Source organism: Streptomyces sp. NPDC054849 (assembly GCF_053610945.1).
Genome location: NZ_JBSGZI010000016.1, coordinates 60,140 through 77,322, shown reverse-complemented (window position 1 = coordinate 77,322; position 17,183 = coordinate 60,140). Strand labels below are relative to the sequence as shown.

Sequence of the window (17,183 nt, the reverse complement as noted above, 5' to 3'; positions counted from 1 at the left end):
CCCCAAGGTGGCGAGGGAAGGTTAGCCAGCGGAATTAATCATTCCGGCAACGATGGCAGGTATATGTACTCAGCACTCACCGCGCCAATGGAAGCGATCGACGGTCCGGCCGCCAGCGGGCAGGTTCCCGCGCCCCTCGTCCCAGCCGTAGTGCAGGCAGGCACTGCCACCCTCCTTGAAGTACACCTGTACGTGGTCGTAACCCGGCTGCGCCGTACCGTTGTTGAAGAAGGAGCGGCGCAGGCCGCAGGTGCTGTGGGGCTCGTCGGCGGCGGAGCGGCATACGGTGCCGGTCCCGTCGGCGCCCGAGTAGAAGCAGACGAAGCCGGACGGGCAGTCCTGCCAGGCGGCGGGCGTTCCGCTGCAGTTGCGGCTGGTGACGCTCGGCCAGTCCTTCGCGTCGCCCGTGTACTCGACGCCGTCGAAGTGGACCGGCACCCGGTGGCTCTCGTCGGTGAAGTCACCCGAGGCCAGGTAGCGCTGCTCGTAGTGCAGGTGGGACCAGTCCGAGGCACCCGAGGTCCCGATCCGGCCGATCCGGGTGGACGGCTGGACGGCGTCGCCCTTCTTGACGTAGGCCGCCGGGTCGTCCTTCAGGTGGTAATAGGCCGAGAACCAGCCGTTGCCGTGGCTGATCTGGATGGTGTTGCCCGATCCGTTGTTCCAGTAGGTGGCGGACACCACTCCGGCGGCGGACGCCAGGACGGGCAGGCCGTCGGAGCCGGTGTTGCCCTCCACCACGATGTCCAGGGCGGGGTTGTGGCCCCAGGTGTGCATCTCCCAGGTCGTGCCGCAGGGGAACGGCAGCTGGAACGCCGGCTTCGCCGCGGCCGCCGCCCCCTGGGCCGCGGCGGAGCCGGGCGCACCCGCCAGCACCAGTCCCGCCACGCACATCAGCACCACCGCCCGCAGCCTGCGCACGTACCGCAGCATGTCTTCCCCTTCCGGCCCACGTGGACGACGCCCGGAGGCGGGCGTCGTCGAGCGCCATCGTGGGGGGCGGGGGCAGCTCACACCACCTCGCAGCTACGAGGGTCACGCCCGGCGGGATCCGGGCGTCCTCGTCCCTCGCCCGTCAGCCGGCGCGGGTCGGTCCGGGAAGCAGGAGCGCCGGCGCCCACAGCATCTTGCGACCGGTCAGCAGATGCGCGGCAGCTGTTCTCCGATCGGCAGGTCGACCACACGGGTGCCGCCGAGGGCGGTACGTGCCACGACCAGGCCCGGGTGGGCGTCGACGGCCTCGCCGATCACCGCCGCGTGGCGGCCCAGCGGATGGGCGCGCATGGCGTCGAGGACGGCATCGGCGTGCTCGCGGGGGACGAAGGCGACCAACTTGCCCTCGTTGGCCACGTAGAGCGGGTCGAGGCCGAGGATCGCGCAGGCGTTCGCGACGGCGGCGGGGACCGGGACGCGACCCTCCTGGATCACGACCCCGGTGCCCGAGGCGGCCGCGATCTCGTTGAGGGAGGCCGCGAGTCCGCCCCGCGTGGGATCGCGCAGGACGTGCAGGTCGGAGGTGACGGCGAGCATGCTCTGCACGAGACCGCCGAGGGCCGCGCAGTCGCTCTCGACGTCCACGCCGAATTCCAGCCCCTCGCGGACGCTCATGATCGCCACGCCGTGGAGACCGATCTCACCGCTGACGATCACCACGTCGCCGGGCACGACCCGCTGCGGGCGCAGATCCACCCCGTCGGGGATCAGCCCGACGCCCGAGGTGTTGATGTAGACGCCGTCCCCGTGACCCGTTTCGACCACCTTGGTGTCGCCGGTGGCCACCTCCACGCCCGCGGCCCGGGCGGCGGCGCCCATGGCCTCGGCCACGCGCGCCACCACGGACATCTCGACACCCTCTTCGAGGATGAAGCCGCAGGACAGGTAGGAGGCTCGGGCTCCGCTCATGGCCAGGTCGTTGACCGTGCCGTTGACCGCGAGGTCGCCGATGGAGCCGCCGGGGAAGAACAGCGGCCGCACGACGTAGGAGTCGGTGGAGAAGGCCAGCCGGACGCCCCCGAGGGTGACGGCCGCGGAGTCCCCGAGCTGGGCGAGTACGTCGCCGCCGAAGGCGGGGGCGAAGAGGTGCTGGACCAGCTCGGCGGAGAGCGCGCCGCCGCCGCCGTGGCCCATCACCACGCGGGGGCGGTCGCGCAGCGGGGCCGGGCACGTCCAGCCCGTGACGTCGAGTGCGGTGTCAGACAACGGGGCTCGCCTCCAGCGCGGTGGTCGGGGCGGCGGGCACGGTCCCCAGTTCCAGCCGCCGGTAGAGGTAGTACGCGGCGCAGGCACCTTCGCTGGAGACCATGGTGGCGCCGAGCGGGCTGCGCGGGGTGCAGAGCGTGCCGAAGGCCTCGCACTCGTGCGGCTTGAGCAGCCCCTGGAGCACCTCGCCGCTGCGGCACTCGGCCGGTTCCACGGTGTTGATGCCGGTGACGGAGAAGCGGTGTTCGGCGTCGAAGTCGCGGTAGCGGGCGGACAGCCGCCAGCCGCTGGCGGGGATGACGCCGATGCCGCGCCAGGCCCGGTCGGTGACTTCGAAGACGTCCTTCAGCATGGCGAGCGCGGCCGGGTTGCCCTCCGGGCGGACGGCGCGGGCGTAGGCGTTGTCGACCGTGTGTTCGCCGCGTTCCAGCTGCCGCACGGCCCGGCGTACGCCCTCCAGGATGTCCAGCGGCTCGAATCCCGTCACCACGATCGGCACGCGGTGGCGGGCGGCCAGCTCGGGGTACTCGCTCACGCCCATCACGCTGCACACGTGCCCGGCGGCGAGGAAGCCCTGGACCCGGCAGCTCGGTGACTGCATGATCGCCTCGATGGCCGGGGGGACCCGTACGTGGGACACCAGCAGGCTGAAGTTGCGGATGCCCAGCTTCTTCGCCTGGTACACCGTCATGGCGTTGGGCGGTGCGGTGGTCTCGAAGCCGATGCCGAAGAACACCACCTGGCGCCGCGGGTTCTCCTGGGCGATCTTCAGGGCGTCGAGCGGGGAGTAGACGACGCGTACGTCGCCGCCCTCGCTGCGCACCTGGAACAGATCGCGGCCGGTCCCGGGAACGCGGAGCATGTCGCCGAAGGAACAGAAGATCACATCGGGGCGGGAGGCGATCTCCAGCGCCTTGTCGATGACCTCCAGCGGCGTGACGCACACCGGGCAGCCCGGACCGTGGATCAACTCCACCTGATCAGGCAGCAGTTGGTCGATGCCGTGCCGGATGATGGTGTGGGTCTGGCCGCCGCACACCTCCATCAGGGCCCAGGGCCGGGTCACGGTGGCGTGGATGTCGTCAAGCAGCCGGCGGGCGAGGGCCGGGTCCTGAAATTCGTCGATGTACTTCACGGCTGGACTTCCTCCTGCGGTGCGGCGACGGCCGGTTCGTCGGCGAAGGGCCAGGGGGCGCCGCCGGCCGCGGCCGCCTGCTCCCAGGGGTCGCCGAACTCCTCCTGGAGCATGCCGAGCTGCGCGAAGAGTTCGAGGGTCTGCTTGGCCGACTCCTCGTCGAGGCGCTGGAGGGCGAACCCCACGTGGACGATGGCGTACTCGCCCACCTGCAGGTCCGGAAGGTACTCCAGGCACACCTCCTTCTGGACGCCGCCGAAGTCGACGGTAGCCATGCGGGTGCCGTCCTTCTCCCCGATGTCAAGCACTCTGCCGGGTACCGCCAGGCACATGGGCTTCTCCTTGCTGTGGGTGGTGCTCCGTGGCTGAGGCCGCCGCCACCATGAGCTGGCCGAGGGACAATCCGCCGTCGTTCGGGGGGATGCGGCCGTGGCGCAGGACGGTGAATCCGGACGCGCGCAGGGTGCGCGCACACGCGGAGGAGAGCAGGGTGTTGGCGAAGACACCGCCGGTCAGTGCGACGGTGTCCAGGCCGTGACGCTCGCGCGCGAGCCCGCAGAGCGTGCCGACGAGGGCGGCGACGGAGGTGTGGAAGCGGGCGGCGATCAGCGCCGGGGCCGCGCCCGCGCGGAGGTCGGCGACCACCGCGGCCAGGACGGGCGCCGGATCGGCGGTGACGGGCCCCCCGGCGTGGTCCGGCGGGACGCGCAGGCCGAAGGCGTAGCCGGTGTCGGGGCGGGAGTCGGGACCTGAGCCGCAGGCACAGGCGCTGGCGCAGGCACAGGCGGATGCTCCGCTCGCTTCGAGCGCCGCGCCCTCCAGCTCGATCGCGGCCTGCGCCTCGTAGCCGGCGCGGTGGCAGACACCGGCCAGGGAGGAGACCGCGTCGAAGAGGCGGCCCATGCTGGAGGTCGGGACGCAGTTCAGGCCGCGTTCCAACTGACGTCGCAGTACGCGCATTTCGTCCGGCGGACAGGCGGCCGTGCAGGGCAGGTCCGGAGTCCAGTCGATGCCCGCGGCCCGCAGGTGGGACAGCGCCATGCGGTACGGACGGTGCACGGCCGCGTCGCCGCCCGGCAGCGGGACGTACGCGAGGTGGGCGAACCGGGTGTAGCCGGCGTAGTCGGCGAGCAGCACCTCGCCGCCCCACACGGCGCCGTCGTCGCCGTAGCCGGTGCCGTCGAAGGCGATGCCGATCACCGGGCGGCCGCCGTCCAGGCCGTGCTCCGCCATGGCGGAGGCGATGTGCGCGTGATGGTGCTGGACGCGGACGAGCGGCCGGGCGCCCGCTGCCCGCCGGGCCCATCCCGCGGAACGGTAGCCGGGGTGCCGGTCGGCGGCGAGCCGGACGGGGCTGACGCCGGTGATGGACTCCAGCTGCCGCTCGGCGCGTTCGAAGGCGTCCTGGGTGGCGAGGTCGTCCATGTCGCCGACGTGGGCGGAGAGCCAGGCCCGGCGCCCTTCACCGAGGCAGAAGGCGTTCTTCAGGTCACCGCCCGCGGCGAGGGTCGCGGGGACCGCCAGCGGAAGGGCCAGCGGCAGCGGGGCGTACCCCCGGGAGCGCCGTACGGTCAGCGTCTCGCCGTCGCAGACCCGCACCACCGAGTCGTCGCACGGCACGTGGATGGGGCGGTCGTGCGTGAGCCAGGCGTCGGCGAGGAGGGCGAGCCGGTCCAGGGCCTCGTCGTCGTCGGTGACGATGGGCTCGCCCGCGAGGTTGCCGCTGGTCATGACGAGCAGGCGGGGGCCCGGCGGGTCACCGGGCAGTCCGAGCAGCAGGTGGTGGACCGGCGTGTACGGGAGCATCACGCCGAGGTCGGGACAGCGCGGGGCGACCCCGTCCGCCGCGCCGCCCGGAGCGCCGCCGCCCGCCGCGCCTGCGCGGCGGCGCAGCAGCACGATGGGCCGTACGCCGCCTTCGAGCAGCCTGCGTTCCTCGGGACCGATGTGCGCGAGCCGCTCGGCGTCGGCGAGGTCCCGGGCCATCAGCGCGAAGGGCTTGTCCCCTCGGGCCTTGCGGCGGCGCAGCTCCGCCACGGCGCCCGGGTGGGTGGCGTCGCAGGCCAGGTGGTAGCCGCCCAGGCCCTTGACGGCGAGGATCGCACCGGCCGCCAGGAGCCGTCGGGCCGCGGCGACCGGGTCGACGTCCGGGGTCTCGCGGGGCGGGTGCCCGGTCAGAAGCCTCAGCCGGGGGCCGCAGGCCGGGCAGGCGACGGGCTGGGCGTGGAAGCGGCGGTCGGAGGGGTCGGCGTACTCGCGGGCACAGTCGGGGCACATGGGGAAGCGGGCCATGGTGGTGTGGGCGCGGTCGTACGGCAGCCCGGTGACGATGGTGAAGCGCGGCCCGCAGTGGGTGCAGGTGATGAAGGGGTGACGGTGGCGCCGGTCGGCCGGGTCCGCCAGTTCGGTGAGGCAGTCGGCGCAGGTGGCCACGTCCGGGGAGACGAGCGTCCGGGCGGGGCCGCCGGTCCGCGAGGCGATGATGGTGAATCCGGCACCCCCCGACACGGGGACCTCGCAGTGGTCGACGGCGTCCACGACGGCCAGCGGGGGCGCGTCCGCCGCGAGCCGCTCGCAGAACCGCGACACCGCCGCGGGGGCGCCCTCGACCTCCGCGACGACGCCCTCGGGGGTGTTGGTGACGTGGCCGGCGAGGCCGAGCCCGATCGCACGGGTGTAGACGTAGGGCCGGAAGCCCACGCCCTGGACCACGCCCCGGACCGTGACCCGGCGGCGCTGCACGGCCTCCATCAGCGGGGCTGCGCGGCGGGCTGGACGTGCAGGTGATCGTGATCGGGCCCGTGTCCGTGGTCGTGAGCGTGCTCGTGTCCGTGGTCGTGAGCGTGCTCGTGATCGTGGTCGTGAGCGTGCTCGAGAGCGTGAGCGTGCTCGAGAGCGTCCTCGTGATCGTGCTCGTGCCCATGGGACTGCTGCTGACGGGCCATGACCGGGGTGTGCGTCCCGGCCCCCGCCCCGGCCGCCAGCGCCCGGTCGAGCAGGACGCCCAGGCCCTCCCCCGCACGAGCGGAGGTGAGGACCACCTCCACACCGGGATTGACCTGCTGGACGTGGGCGCGGAAGGCGGCCTCGTCGAACTCGACGGCTCGCGCGATGTCGGTCTTGGTGACCACCACCAGCTGCGCCAGTCCGAAGGCGGTCGGATACTTCAGCGGCTTGTCCTCGCCCTCGGTCACCGAGGCGAGCACCACCCGCAGCGACTCCCCCAGGTCGTAGGTCGCGGGGCAGACCAGGTTGCCCACGTTCTCCACGAAGAGCAGCCGGGTGTCCTCGGGCAGCCAGCCGTCCAGGTGCCGGCCGAGCATCCCGGCCTCCAGGTGGCACAGCCCGTCGGTGAGGACCTGCTTGACCGGTACGCCCGAACGGGCCAGCCGCACCGCGTCGTTCTCGGTGGCCAGGTCCGCCGTCAGCGCGGCCACGGCCACGCCCCGCTCCCGCGCGAGGAGCAGTTCGCGCTCCAGCAGGGCCGTCTTCCCGCTGCCGGGGCTGGAGAGCAGATTGACGACCGTCGTACCGCGGGCGGTGAGTTCGGCGCGCAGGACCTGGGCGGCGACGTCGTTCTTGGCGAGTACCGCCTGCCGCAGATCGACCACTCGGCACATGGTTCAGGCCTCCTCGGGAATCGGTTCGCGGGTACGGGCACCGGCGGGGCCGTCCTCCCAGCGCACGCTGAGGATCTCCAGCTCGCGGCCCGACAGCAGTTCCACGTCCGTGGCCCTGCCGCATCCGGGGCAGCACAGTTCCGGGGGCATCCCCACGGCCCAGGTGCCCGTACAGGACCCGCAGCGTGCGCGGGCCGTCACGGATTCGGTGACGAGTTCCGCGCCGTCGAGGACCGTGCCGGCACAGGCCAGTTCGAAACAGAAGGCCAGCGCGTCGGGGACCACCCCCGCCAGCTCGCCGACCTGGAGCCGTACGGACGTGACGGCGCGCGCGCCGCCCGCTCGGGCCGCCTCTTCCACCTGGCCCACGACGGCCATGGCGATCGACATCTCGTGCATCGGACTCCGTCCTGCCGGGGCTCATTACACCGGCGGGACGGAGTCGGCGCAGGCGGGCACGCCGGTGGGCGGCGCGCCCCGTACGCCATTCGGGCGCCGCGACGGCGGCCGGGTCACATCCTGCGCATGCGCAGGTAGCGCCTGATGTCGGGGAAGACGACGGCGAGGACCGCGGCGAAGGCGGCGGCCGCGGCCCCGCCGATGACGACGTTCTTCATGGGGTTCTCCTCAGTTGGCGGCGAGGTCTGCCGGCTTCGTCGTGGACGGGTCGCGGATCAGGTCCAGGGCCATGCGTACGGCCTCCGGGACGGCTGCGGTCACGGGTGCGCTCAGTCCGATGCCCTCCTCGACGCAGGCCGGTTCGCAGCCGAGGACCAGCGTGCGCCGCGGAGGGGTGGTGCCGGTCCCGGCACACAGGGTGTCCAGCAGCGCCAGGACAGCGTCCGGGGACATGTGGTGGCCGTCCAGCACGGCGCCGCCGGGCTCCGCCTCCAGGCCCGGGGCCGCGTCGGCCTCGATGAGGTAGAGCGTGCCCGGCTCGCCGCCGCGTGCGGTGGCGTCGACCAGCAGGAGCGTGTCGTAGCCGTCGAGGAGCTGGTAGGCGAGGTGGACGCCGCGTACGCCGAAGTCCACCACCTCGACGTCGTCGGGCAGCGGGTGAGCGGACAGGGCCCGCACGGTCTCGACGCCGAAGCCGTCGTCGCCGAGGAAGACGTTGCCGATGCCCGCGACCAGGACCCTGCCGCTCACACGTCCTCCAGGGGGGTGACCTCGTCGGGCTGGAAGTAGAGGAACCGGCCCTGCTCGCGGCGGATGTCCGCGCCCGGGTCGTCCTCCACGGTGACGGCGAGGTGCACTCCGCCGTCGACGTCGTGCAGGACGGCCTCGACCAGCGCGGCGCGGCCCTGGAGGAACAGGTCCTGGGCGTCGGTGCGCCGCAGTCCGGGGCGCAGCAGGACACGCGTGCCCGGGCCCACCGAGGTGCCTCCGATCGTGATCCGGTCGCGCGCCGGGTCCGCGGTGTCCGTGCGGGCCGGGTCCCACCAGGGGGTGTCGGGCCTGAACACCACGTCGGAATCCGGGAGTTCCGCCGACAACGGCGGCTGATCCGGTCCGGTGACCTCGCGCAGGGCGCGCACCGCGCCGTGCAGCCGTTCCAGTACTTCGGGGGGCATGCAGTCGGCGAGGTCGATCACGGCGGCCGCCCGGGCGTCCGTACCGCGCGCCTCGCGCTTCTCCTGGTCGGTCAGGGCCGCCGTGCGCAGGGCGAGAATCTCGTCGATCTCGGTGGCGTCGTACATGGCGCCCGCGCTCTCGGGAGCGATGGCCGGGTGGTCCTCCAGGATGATCGGGGAGGACAGGACCACGTCGGCGCTGCCGGGCTCGCCCGCGAGGACCGGCCAGGTGTGGCGGTTGACGCAGGCGGCCACCGCCTCCCGGGCCCACTCGGGCGGGTCGGTCATGGACAGGAAGGAACCGGAGTCGAGGCCCAGCAGGAGATGGGCGGCGACCAGTGAGTGGGGCAGCGCGGACTCCCGGTCGGCGGACCCGGCCGCCCTTGCGGTGCCGGAGCCGGGACCGGAACCTCCCTCGGCGGCGGCCGCGGGGGTCCAGGGGCTGGTGTTCTCCACCACCGCCCTGAGCCGGAACACCCGGTAGGCACCGTCGAGTTCGGTGGCCTGCAGCCGCACGACGCCTTCGATCTCTTCGGTACGCCGTACCAGGCGGCCCACCGTCCGCCCGTCGGCGTCGAGGACGGTCTCGACGTCGTCGCGGGCGGAACGGCGGAAGGGGACGGTGACGCCGCCGTCCGCCAGCTCGGCCACGGCGACGGACAGTTCGACCCGCTCCTCGGCTCCCTCGTCCCAGGGGACGAGGACCCGGTCGGCCAGGTGCAGCTCGGGTACCTCGGCGAAGTTCCCGTCGTCCAGCGCCTGTTGGACCGTACGCCGCTGTGCGTGCAGGAAGCGCAGCTCCAGGGCGAGCGTCGCCCCGCTCCGCGGCTCCATCAGGATCTCGGTCTGCTGGAAGACGTGCTCGTCGTGCGCGCGTCCCCAAGCGGGGGGCACGAGGACGCCGAACTGCCAGCGCAGCCGGTTCTTCGCCGCCGAGGCCCGGTAGGGGTAGAGCACGTACCCCTCGAGGAGGACGGCGTCGGCCACCTGCCGGGCGACGGCGAACCGGGAGTCCGGGGCGGTCGTCGTGGTCGGGGATCCGGTCACGGAGCCGTCCTCTCGGTGAGGCGCGGCAGGATCGTGCCCAGCCGTACGGCCCCGGGGGGTGGCGGCGGCGGGCCGGCCGCGTCCAGCAGGGCCCGTACGGTCGCCTCCCACGAGGCGAGCGCGTGGCGGGAACGGAAGGCGAGCAGCTCGTCCATGGTGTCGCGGGGCAGCCGCAGCCAGCCGCAGCCGGGGAAGTGCTGCTCGACCATCTCGCGCCACACGGCCACGGGCATCCGGTACGAGGCTTCGCGGTCCCAGGGCACCGGCTCGACCCGGAATCCGCCGTCACCGGTGAAGGCGGTGCCGGAGAACAGCATGAGCAGCGGCACCTCGCCGTCTTCGAGGGCTTCGAAGTACCGGGTGGCGGCGATGTCCATGTCGTAGGTGCACGGCACGACGAGGTCCGTCTCGGTCTCGCCGCTGAAGCTCGGGACCATGACCGAGACCTGGGCGAACTGCACCGGCTGGAGGGTGTTGCCCCAGCGGGAGCGCTCGCCGAACAGGTCCGCCAGCCCCTCCGCCTCGGCGGCGCCGTAGGTGCGCCGGGCCGGTTCGATGCGGATCTGGCAGCGCAGGGCGAGGGCGTGTACCCGGCCGCCTCCGGCGGCGGTGATGCGAAGCCGGAAGACGAGGGTGGGGCCGGCGGCGTAGGCGTCGGCGCGCACCCCGGTGCAGGTGAAGGCGAACTCCGTCCGCGCGGTCATCGGACCCCTTCTTCCGCGAGCACCCTGGACCGCCGCTCCACCTGCTCGAAGAAGGCCTGCAGCGCGGCCCGGGCCTCCGCCCCGCCGTCGAAGCCCTGCCACAGCAGCCTCATCCGCCCGACCAGCTCGTAGCAGATGTCGATCGGCACGAGGTAGCACTCGGTCCGGCCCTGCGAGCGGCGCAGCAGCAGCGCCTCCACGTCGGGCCGCAGCAGCGCCGCCAGCCGGCCGGCGCCCAGGACGGTCTGCCAGGTCTCGGGATCGAGTTCGCTCTCGGTGGCTCCGGCCGGGCTCGGGTAGAGGGCGACCAGCCGGTCGAGGGCGGCGTTGCGGAAGAAGAACGCGACGCCGACGGGGATCTGGAGCAGTTCCCACGCGCCCTCGTCGAGCCGGTGACCGGGGTCGGTGAGGTAGCGGTCGGGTACGGCCTGCAGGCGCCCGGTGGCCGCGCCCGGCCGGTCGAACAGCAGGGCGCAGGCGGTGCAGGCGCACATCAACGCCCGCTTCTCGGTCTCCACCAGGTGGCGGTGGCCGTCCTGAGGCACGACCACCCCGCACAGTTCACAGGTCTCGGGCCGGGGCGGGCGCGGGCCCGCGAACCTGCGCAGCCCGCGCGGGCCGTCCCTGCGGACACCGGGCCCGCTCACGGCACCCGCGCCGGGCTCGGGGGCCGGGTGCCGATCTGCAGGAGGGCGGGCGGCGGGGCCGCGGCGGGCTCCATCTCCACGCTCGTCACCTCGGGGGCGAAGCCGGCCAGGACGTCCTCCAGGGTCCGCCCGGCGGCGTCCTGACCGCCGGAGCCCGGGCCGCAGCCGCAGCCGGTGGGGGCGGCGCCGGGGCGCAGCCGCAGAACGCCCGTGGTCTCGTCGAAGCCGACCAGCTCCACCGGCTCGCCCGCGCAGGTCAGGGCGCGCGCGATCCGGGTGTGCACGTCCTCGGGGTGCAGGCCGTGCAGGGAGAGCAGGCTCGCCACGAGCTCGTCGTCGTACACCGCTTCGAGGGGGCCGTCCCCCAGCTTCTCGACGATCCGGGCGAGCCCCGCACCGTAGAAGTCCATGAGGACGCGCACCAGTTCCTCGGCCGCGGCGCACGCCGCCCGGTCGCCGGTGGCGGCGATCCGGTCGAGAACCTCCTCGACCCTGCGCCCGGCCTGCGGGGCGTCGATCACGGCGCTCATCCGCCCAGTCCGCTCAGGCCGGTGGGCACGTGCATCGTCTTGACCGTCTTGCCGTTGCCGACGTACATGTGGACGCCGCAGGGCAGACACGGGTCGAAGCTGCGCACCGTGCGCATGATGTCGATGCCCTTGAAGTTCTCCGGGGTGTTCTCCTCGAAGATCGGTGTGTTCTGCACGGCGTCCTCGTACGGTCCGGGCGTGCCGAACGTGTCGCGGGTGCTGGCGTTCCATGGAGTCGGCGGGTACGGGTGGTAGTTGGCGATCTTCCCGTCGCGGATGACCATGTGGTGCGAGAGGACGCCCCGGACGGCCTCGGTGAAACCGACGCCGATGGACTCGTCCGGCACCTCGAACTTCTCCCAGGTCTGGGTGCGGCCCGCACGCACCTCGGCGAGGCCCTTCTCGGCGCAGTGCAGGGCGATGGCGGCTGCGTACGCCTGGAAGTAGGTGCGGGCGCGGTTGCGTTCCAGCGCGTTGCTCCACTTCGGGATCTTCCACTCGAAGCGGGTCTCGGGCTTGGTCATCGTGCGCGGCAGGGTGATGACGACGCTGTGGCCGGTGGCCTGGACGTAGTCGGTGTGGACGAGTCCGGACAGGGCGGTGGACCACAGGCGGGCGATGGGACCGCCGCCGGTGTCGAGGGCGAGGTGGTCCTTGCCGTCGAACCAGCGGGGCGACATGACCCAGCTGTACTTGTCGTCGAAGTTGCGCTTCTGCGGGGCGGGGATGGTGTGCTGGTTCCACGGGTGGCGGGGGTCCACCGGGTTGCCGAGCGGGTCGTGCGTGACGAACTGCTCCTGGCCCTGCCAGTCGTCGTAGTACGAGCTGCCCAGCAGGATGCGGATGCCGAGGTTGATCTCGGTGAGGTCGTTGGTGACCAGCTTGCCGTCCACGATCACGCCCGGGGTGACGAACATCTTCCGTCCCCAGTCGGTCATGTTGGCGTACGTGAAGTCGCAGTACTCGGGGTCGTTGAGCGCGCCCCAGCAGCCCAGCAGCACCCGGCGGCGGCCGACCTCCTCGTACCCGGGCAGGGCCTCGTAGAAGAAGTCGAAGAGGTCGTCGTGGAGCGGGACGACGCGCTTCATGAACTCGCAGTACCGCATGAGGCGGCTCATGTAGTCCGTGAAGAGCTGGACGGAGGCGATGGTGCCGACGCCGCCCGGGTAGAGGGTGGAGGGGTGCACGTGGCGGCCCTCCATCAGGCAGAACATCTCGCGCGTGTAGCGGCTGACCTGGAGGGCCTCGCGGTAGAACTCGCCCTCGATGGGATTGAGGGAGCGCATGATGTCGGCGATGGTGCGGTAGCCGTGGTCGCCGGCGTGCGGGGCCTCGGTGCGCTCGGCCAGCTCCAGGACCCCGGGGTTGGTCTCGCGGACCATCTTCTCGCAGTAGTCGACCCCGACCAGGTTCTCCTGGAAGATGTTGTGGTCGAACATGTACTCCGCCGACTCGCCGAGGTTGATGATCCACTCGGCGAGGTGGGGCGGCTTCACCCCGTAGGCCATGTTCTGCGCGTACACGGAGCAGGTGGCGTGGTTGTCGCCGCAGATCCCGCAGATGCGGCTGGTGATGAAGTGCGCGTCGCGGGGGTCCTTGCCGCGCATGAAGACGCTGTAGCCGCGGAAGACCGACGAGGTGCTGTAGCACTCCGCGACCCGCTTCTGCTTGAAGTCGATCTTCGTGTGGATGCCGAGACTGCCCACGATCCGGGTGATCGGATCCCAGGCCATCTCCACCAGGCCGCTGCCGTCACCGGCCGCCTTCGTGTTCGGTGCCATCGTGTCTTCCGTGACCCTTCTTCGGTGCGGGGAGCGGGGGTTTGTGCGTGCTACGGGACGGGGGGCCGTCACCAGGGCGGGCGGTAGCCCGTGGTCAGGCCACGGCCCGCGTGCCTCCACTTCGGTTCCTGGTCCACGGTGTGCGCGGTGACCGCCCGCAGCTTGCGGACCACGGCGCCGTACGCGCCGCTCGCCCTGGTGGAGACCTTGGCCCCGGGGGGTTCGTCCATGAACGGCATGAACTTGTCGGGGAAGCCGGGCATCGTGCAGGCGATGCAGATGCCGCCGACGTTCGGGCAGCCGCCGATGCCGTTCATCCAGCCGCGCTTGGGGACGTTGCACTTGACGACGGGGCCCCAGCAGCCGAGCTTGACCAGGCAGAGCGGGGAGTCGTAGGTCTCGGCGAACTGGCCCTGCTCGTAGTAGCCGGCGCGGTCACAGCCCTCGTGGACGGTGGCCCCGAAGAGCCAGGTGGGGCGCAGCTTGTCGTCGAGGGGGATCATCGGGGCCGAGCCCGCCGCCTGGTAGAGCAGGTAGGTCAGGGTCTCCGAGAAGTTGTCCGGCTGGATCGGGCAGCCCGGCACGCACACGATCGGGATGCCGGCCTTCGACGTCCAGTCCCAGCCCAGGTAGTCGGGCACGCCCATGGCGCCCGTCGGGTTGCCCTCCATCGCGTGGATGCCGCCGTACGTGGCGCAGGTGCCGATGGCCACGACGGCGAGGGCCTTGGGGGCCAGGCGGTCGATCCACTCACTGGTGGTGATGGGCTGGCCGGTCTCCGGGTCGTCGCCGAAGCCGCACCAGTACCCCTCGGGCTTGATCTTCTCGTTGGGGATCGAGCCCTCGACCACCAGGACGAACGGATCGATCTCGCCCCGCTCGCCCTTGAAGAACCACTCGATGAAGGTGTCCGCGCCGCCGACCGGACCGCATTCGAAGTCGATCAGGGGCCAGTGCACGGCGATCTTGGGCAGACCCGGCAGCGCACCGGTCACGATCTCCTCGATGCTCGGCTGCATCGCCGCCGTGAGGGATACGGAGTCGCCGTCGCAGCTCAGACCCGCGTTGATCCAGAGGATGTGGATCGGGGGGTCTTCGACCGGGTCCTTCGTCGGTGCGGCCATGGGATGCCTCCTCGGGGAGGGGATCAGGACGGGAGGGGGGTGGGGGAGGGCGGCGTGCCTTCCCCACCCTTCTTGCTAACAGCAGTCCGGGCCGGGCGCCGCGTCAGATGCGGCCAGTCCAGTGACACCACGCGGCCGGACGGGGGTGGCGCCGGGGGCGGCGCCCGCGGTGACGGTCGCGGTGGTCGCGGTGGTCCCAGGGGTCCCGGTGGTGGCCGCGGGAACCCGGTCCGTCGTGGCGCGGGCGAGGTGGGGCGGGGTGGCGGCCGGACGCTCCTTGTGCACGAAGGCGCGGCGCAGGGCGTGGTAGGGGGCGCCCGGGTCGAAGAAGGTCCGCCGCATCAGGGCCAGCTCGGCCTCCCGGTACGCGGCCAGCGGCCGGTGCGCCTCGTCGCGCTCGCGCGCCGCCTTCTTCGCGGCGATCCGGGACGCGGTGGCGGGCAGGGCGGCGAGACGGGCCGCGAGGTGCCCCGTCTCGCGGGTGAAGTCGTCGGGCGCGCAGGGCACCGTACGGTCGACCAGCCCGAGTCCCTGCGCGGTGGCGGCGCTCAGCGGCAGGGCCTCGGCGGTGAGGCGGTCCGCGAGGCCGGGTCCGACGCGGCGCGGCAGGGTGTACGTCCAGTACTCGGAGCCGTACAGCCCCATCAGCCGGTAGTGCGGGTTCAGGACGACGCCCGAGCGGCACCAGACCTCGTCGGCCGCGAGGGCGAGCATGGCCCCTCCGGCGGCGGCGTTGCCGCCCAGCGCGCAGACCACCAGGCGGTCGGTGGTGGTCAGGACCGCCTCGACGAGGTCGTCCATGGCGTTGATGTTGGCCCAGGACTCCTCGGCGGGGTCCGCGGCGGCTTCGATCACGCCCAGGTGGATGCCGTTGGAGAAGAAGTCGCGCCCGCCGCCCAGGACCAGGACGGAGGTGGGGCGGGTGCAGGCGGTCCGGTACGCGTCCAGCAGGCGGCGGCAGTGGGCGGTGCTCATCGCGCCGCCGGGGAAGGAGAACGACAGGAATCCGACCGGCCCCTCCTCGCGGTAGCCGATGTCGGACCAGGTGCGGCGGTGGGGGCCGCTGTGCGGCGGCGCCGGGACCTCGGGAAGCGGAGGCAGCCGGTCCGCGAGCGCCAGCGTCGCCGGCAGCCTGGGGGCGCCCGGACGTCCCGGCTCGCGGCGGGCGCGCACTTCAGGGATCCAGACGGCGCCGTCGGCCGTGGCCCGGCAGACCGCCCCGGCCCGGGTGGCCAGCAGCTCGCCGGGGCGGCCGCGCAGGTGGTCCTCGCGGTGGCCTCCGTGCAGGTACCACTCGCCGCCGAGCAGGTCGTCCCGTACGCCGGGCTGCGAATCGGCGGCGCGCAGTGCGCGCAGGACCCTCTCGGTGCCGTCCGCCTCCCAGTCGATCCGGCGTTCCTGCTGGCGCATCAGCGGCCGGGACCGGCCGCCGGACTGCGGCCGCGGGACGTACGTACCGGACGCGAAGCGGTCCACGGCGAGCAGGACCGCCTCCAGGGCCGCGTCGGCGATCTCGCCGCGGTAGAGGTCGCTCTTGCCGACCGCCGGCACCGGGCACTCGACGGTGGCCCAGACGTCGCCGGCGTCCATCTCGGCGTTGGCCTGCAGGACCGTGACGCCCCACCGGGTCTCGCCGTCCTGGATGGCCCGGTCGAGGGAGGAGGGACCGCGGTCGCCGACCGGTCCCGGGTGGACGACCAGGCAGGTGTGGGCGGCCCACACCTCCTCGGGGATGGCCGTGCGCAGCATCGGCGCGATCACGAGGTCCGGTTGGTGACCGCGCACGGCTTCGGCCAAGGAGGCGTGTGGCAGCGCGAGTTCGACCGCCACGCGGTGGCCGTGGTCGCGCAGCTCGGCGTGGACTCGCTGTGTGAGGCTGTTGAACGCGCTCGCGACGAGCAGGACGTACACGTGATCTCCCAGCGGCGGCCTGGCACCGCGCGAGCGCGGTGCCCGGCCTGATCGGCAGTCCGTGACCGGAACATGACCGGCCGCCTGAGATGGTCGGCCACGCGGGGACGTCCACGTGCGAAGCTGCGCGGCGATGTCACTCGAAAGCGCCCCTTACGGCGCCCGCTCGGCCCTGACAGGGCGCGCCGTTCGGATCACGGCCGAAGCCGGCACACGGCTAGGACGTGTGCAGGACGGCGAACAGGCCCCGGGCCCGGGCGCCGTCCGGCAGGCTCCAGACGCCGCAGACGTGGCCGGCCGCTCCCTGCGGGACGAGCGGCGGGCCGTCCTGGGCGGCACGCAGGACTCGGTGCAGACGGAGGGTTGCGCCGGGCGGGACGGCCAGTGCGGTGCCCTCCCGGTCGTCGGTGGCAGTGGTGGTCGTGGCGCGGTCCGCGGAGGTCGGGCCTTCACCGAGGTGGGAGGAGGTGACGTCCCGGTCGGCGGTGTCGCTGGTGTTCTGGTCCTGGGCCCGGACGCGGCCCTCGATCAGGGCGAGCAGCTGGGCGACCGCCACCGGGTCGTGACAGGCGTCGTAGGCCCAGCGCCGCCCCAGCACCCCGTGCTCCATGGTGCCGACGAGTGCGTGCTCCGCCCCGTCGAGCGGGGCACCGCGATAGGTGAGCGGCGCCAGGTAGGCGGTCGGGAGGGGGCGGGAGGTGTCGGTGACCACGATGAACTCGATTCCCACCTCCCCCTGCGGGTCGTCCAGCCGGAAGCCTCCGGACTTGACCAACGCGGGTTCGCCCGCCCCGCCGCGATACCACGGCCGGGAGGGGAGCCAGGAGGTGAGCAGATCCAGCTTGGTCGGTGTGAGGGTGGTGCGGTGGATGACGGCCATGCGGGCGAACCTCTTCCCTCGGGAGAATGCG

The 17,183-nt window shown here is 72.8% G+C and carries 17 protein-coding genes; all 17 read right to left on the bottom strand.

What is annotated here, in order from left to right; genetic code table 11:
- Positions 1-69: 69 nt before the first annotated feature.
- The gene (locus ACWGIF_RS10370) at positions 70-933 is read right to left on the bottom strand and encodes a peptidoglycan DD-metalloendopeptidase family protein (RefSeq protein ID WP_453493984.1); all 864 of its coding nucleotides are present in this window, start codon (positions 931-933) and stop codon (positions 70-72) included.
- Positions 934-1,137: 204 nt separating this feature from the next.
- Positions 1,138-2,127 carry a hydrogenase expression/formation protein HypE gene (gene hypE, locus ACWGIF_RS10365; protein WP_453494034.1) on the bottom strand — a complete coding sequence of 330 codons (990 nt, stop codon included), beginning with the start codon at positions 2,125-2,127 and terminating at the stop codon, positions 1,138-1,140.
- Positions 2,128-2,191: 64 nt separating this feature from the next.
- Positions 2,192-3,334, bottom strand: coding sequence for a hydrogenase formation protein HypD (gene hypD / locus ACWGIF_RS10360; protein ID WP_453493981.1), 1,143 nt, complete (start codon positions 3,332-3,334; stop codon positions 2,192-2,194).
- The gene (locus ACWGIF_RS10355) at positions 3,331-3,666 is read right to left on the bottom strand and encodes a HypC/HybG/HupF family hydrogenase formation chaperone (RefSeq protein ID WP_453493978.1); all 336 of its coding nucleotides are present in this window, start codon (positions 3,664-3,666) and stop codon (positions 3,331-3,333) included. The genes hypD and ACWGIF_RS10355 overlap by 4 nt, the downstream gene beginning before the upstream one ends.
- Positions 3,635-6,085, bottom strand: coding sequence for a carbamoyltransferase HypF (gene hypF / locus ACWGIF_RS10350; protein ID WP_453493975.1), 2,451 nt, complete (start codon positions 6,083-6,085; stop codon positions 3,635-3,637). Before hypF ends, ACWGIF_RS10355 begins: the two co-directional genes overlap by 32 nt.
- Positions 6,085-6,954 (bottom strand): hydrogenase nickel incorporation protein HypB, encoded by an 870-nt coding sequence (gene hypB, locus ACWGIF_RS10345; RefSeq protein WP_453493972.1) that lies wholly within the window; start codon positions 6,952-6,954, stop codon positions 6,085-6,087. The genes hypF and hypB overlap by 1 nt, the downstream gene beginning before the upstream one ends.
- A 3-nt stretch (positions 6,955-6,957) precedes the next feature.
- Complete coding sequence (locus tag ACWGIF_RS10340; protein WP_453493969.1) at positions 6,958-7,353, bottom strand: hydrogenase maturation nickel metallochaperone HypA/HybF; 396 nt, start codon at positions 7,351-7,353, stop codon at positions 6,958-6,960.
- A gap of 113 nt (positions 7,354-7,466) precedes the next feature.
- A complete protein-coding gene (locus ACWGIF_RS10335; protein ID WP_453493966.1) occupies positions 7,467-7,571 on the bottom strand; it encodes a DUF6893 family small protein in 105 nt (34 codons plus the stop codon).
- A gap of 10 nt (positions 7,572-7,581) precedes the next feature.
- Positions 7,582-8,103, bottom strand: a complete 522-nt coding sequence (locus tag ACWGIF_RS10330) for a hydrogenase maturation protease (RefSeq protein WP_453493963.1) — start codon at positions 8,101-8,103, stop codon at positions 7,582-7,584.
- Positions 8,100-9,575 carry a hypothetical protein gene (locus ACWGIF_RS10325; protein WP_453493960.1) on the bottom strand — a complete coding sequence of 492 codons (1,476 nt, stop codon included), beginning with the start codon at positions 9,573-9,575 and terminating at the stop codon, positions 8,100-8,102. Before ACWGIF_RS10325 ends, ACWGIF_RS10330 begins: the two co-directional genes overlap by 4 nt.
- Positions 9,572-10,279: a DUF6084 family protein gene (locus ACWGIF_RS10320; protein ID WP_453493957.1), complete on the bottom strand. Its 708-nt coding sequence runs from the start codon at positions 10,277-10,279 to the stop codon at positions 9,572-9,574. Before ACWGIF_RS10320 ends, ACWGIF_RS10325 begins: the two co-directional genes overlap by 4 nt.
- Complete coding sequence (locus ACWGIF_RS10315; RefSeq protein ID WP_453493954.1) at positions 10,276-10,926, bottom strand: DUF5947 family protein; 651 nt, start codon at positions 10,924-10,926, stop codon at positions 10,276-10,278. The genes ACWGIF_RS10320 and ACWGIF_RS10315 overlap by 4 nt, the downstream gene beginning before the upstream one ends.
- Positions 10,923-11,456 (bottom strand): hypothetical protein, encoded by a 534-nt coding sequence (locus ACWGIF_RS10310; RefSeq protein WP_453493951.1) that lies wholly within the window; start codon positions 11,454-11,456, stop codon positions 10,923-10,925. The genes ACWGIF_RS10315 and ACWGIF_RS10310 overlap by 4 nt, the downstream gene beginning before the upstream one ends.
- Positions 11,453-13,237, bottom strand: a complete 1,785-nt coding sequence (locus ACWGIF_RS10305) for a nickel-dependent hydrogenase large subunit (RefSeq protein WP_453493948.1) — start codon at positions 13,235-13,237, stop codon at positions 11,453-11,455. The genes ACWGIF_RS10310 and ACWGIF_RS10305 overlap by 4 nt, the downstream gene beginning before the upstream one ends.
- A gap of 68 nt (positions 13,238-13,305) precedes the next feature.
- Positions 13,306-14,361 carry an NADH-quinone oxidoreductase subunit B family protein gene (locus ACWGIF_RS10300; protein ID WP_453493945.1) on the bottom strand — a complete coding sequence of 352 codons (1,056 nt, stop codon included), beginning with the start codon at positions 14,359-14,361 and terminating at the stop codon, positions 13,306-13,308.
- Positions 14,362-14,436: 75 nt separating this feature from the next.
- Positions 14,437-16,272: an enoyl-CoA hydratase-related protein gene (locus ACWGIF_RS10295; protein ID WP_453493942.1), complete on the bottom strand. Its 1,836-nt coding sequence runs from the start codon at positions 16,270-16,272 to the stop codon at positions 14,437-14,439.
- A gap of 217 nt (positions 16,273-16,489) precedes the next feature.
- Positions 16,490-17,152 (bottom strand): maltokinase N-terminal cap-like domain-containing protein, encoded by a 663-nt coding sequence (locus ACWGIF_RS10290; protein ID WP_453493939.1) that lies wholly within the window; start codon positions 17,150-17,152, stop codon positions 16,490-16,492.
- Positions 17,153-17,183: the final 31 nt, after the last annotated feature.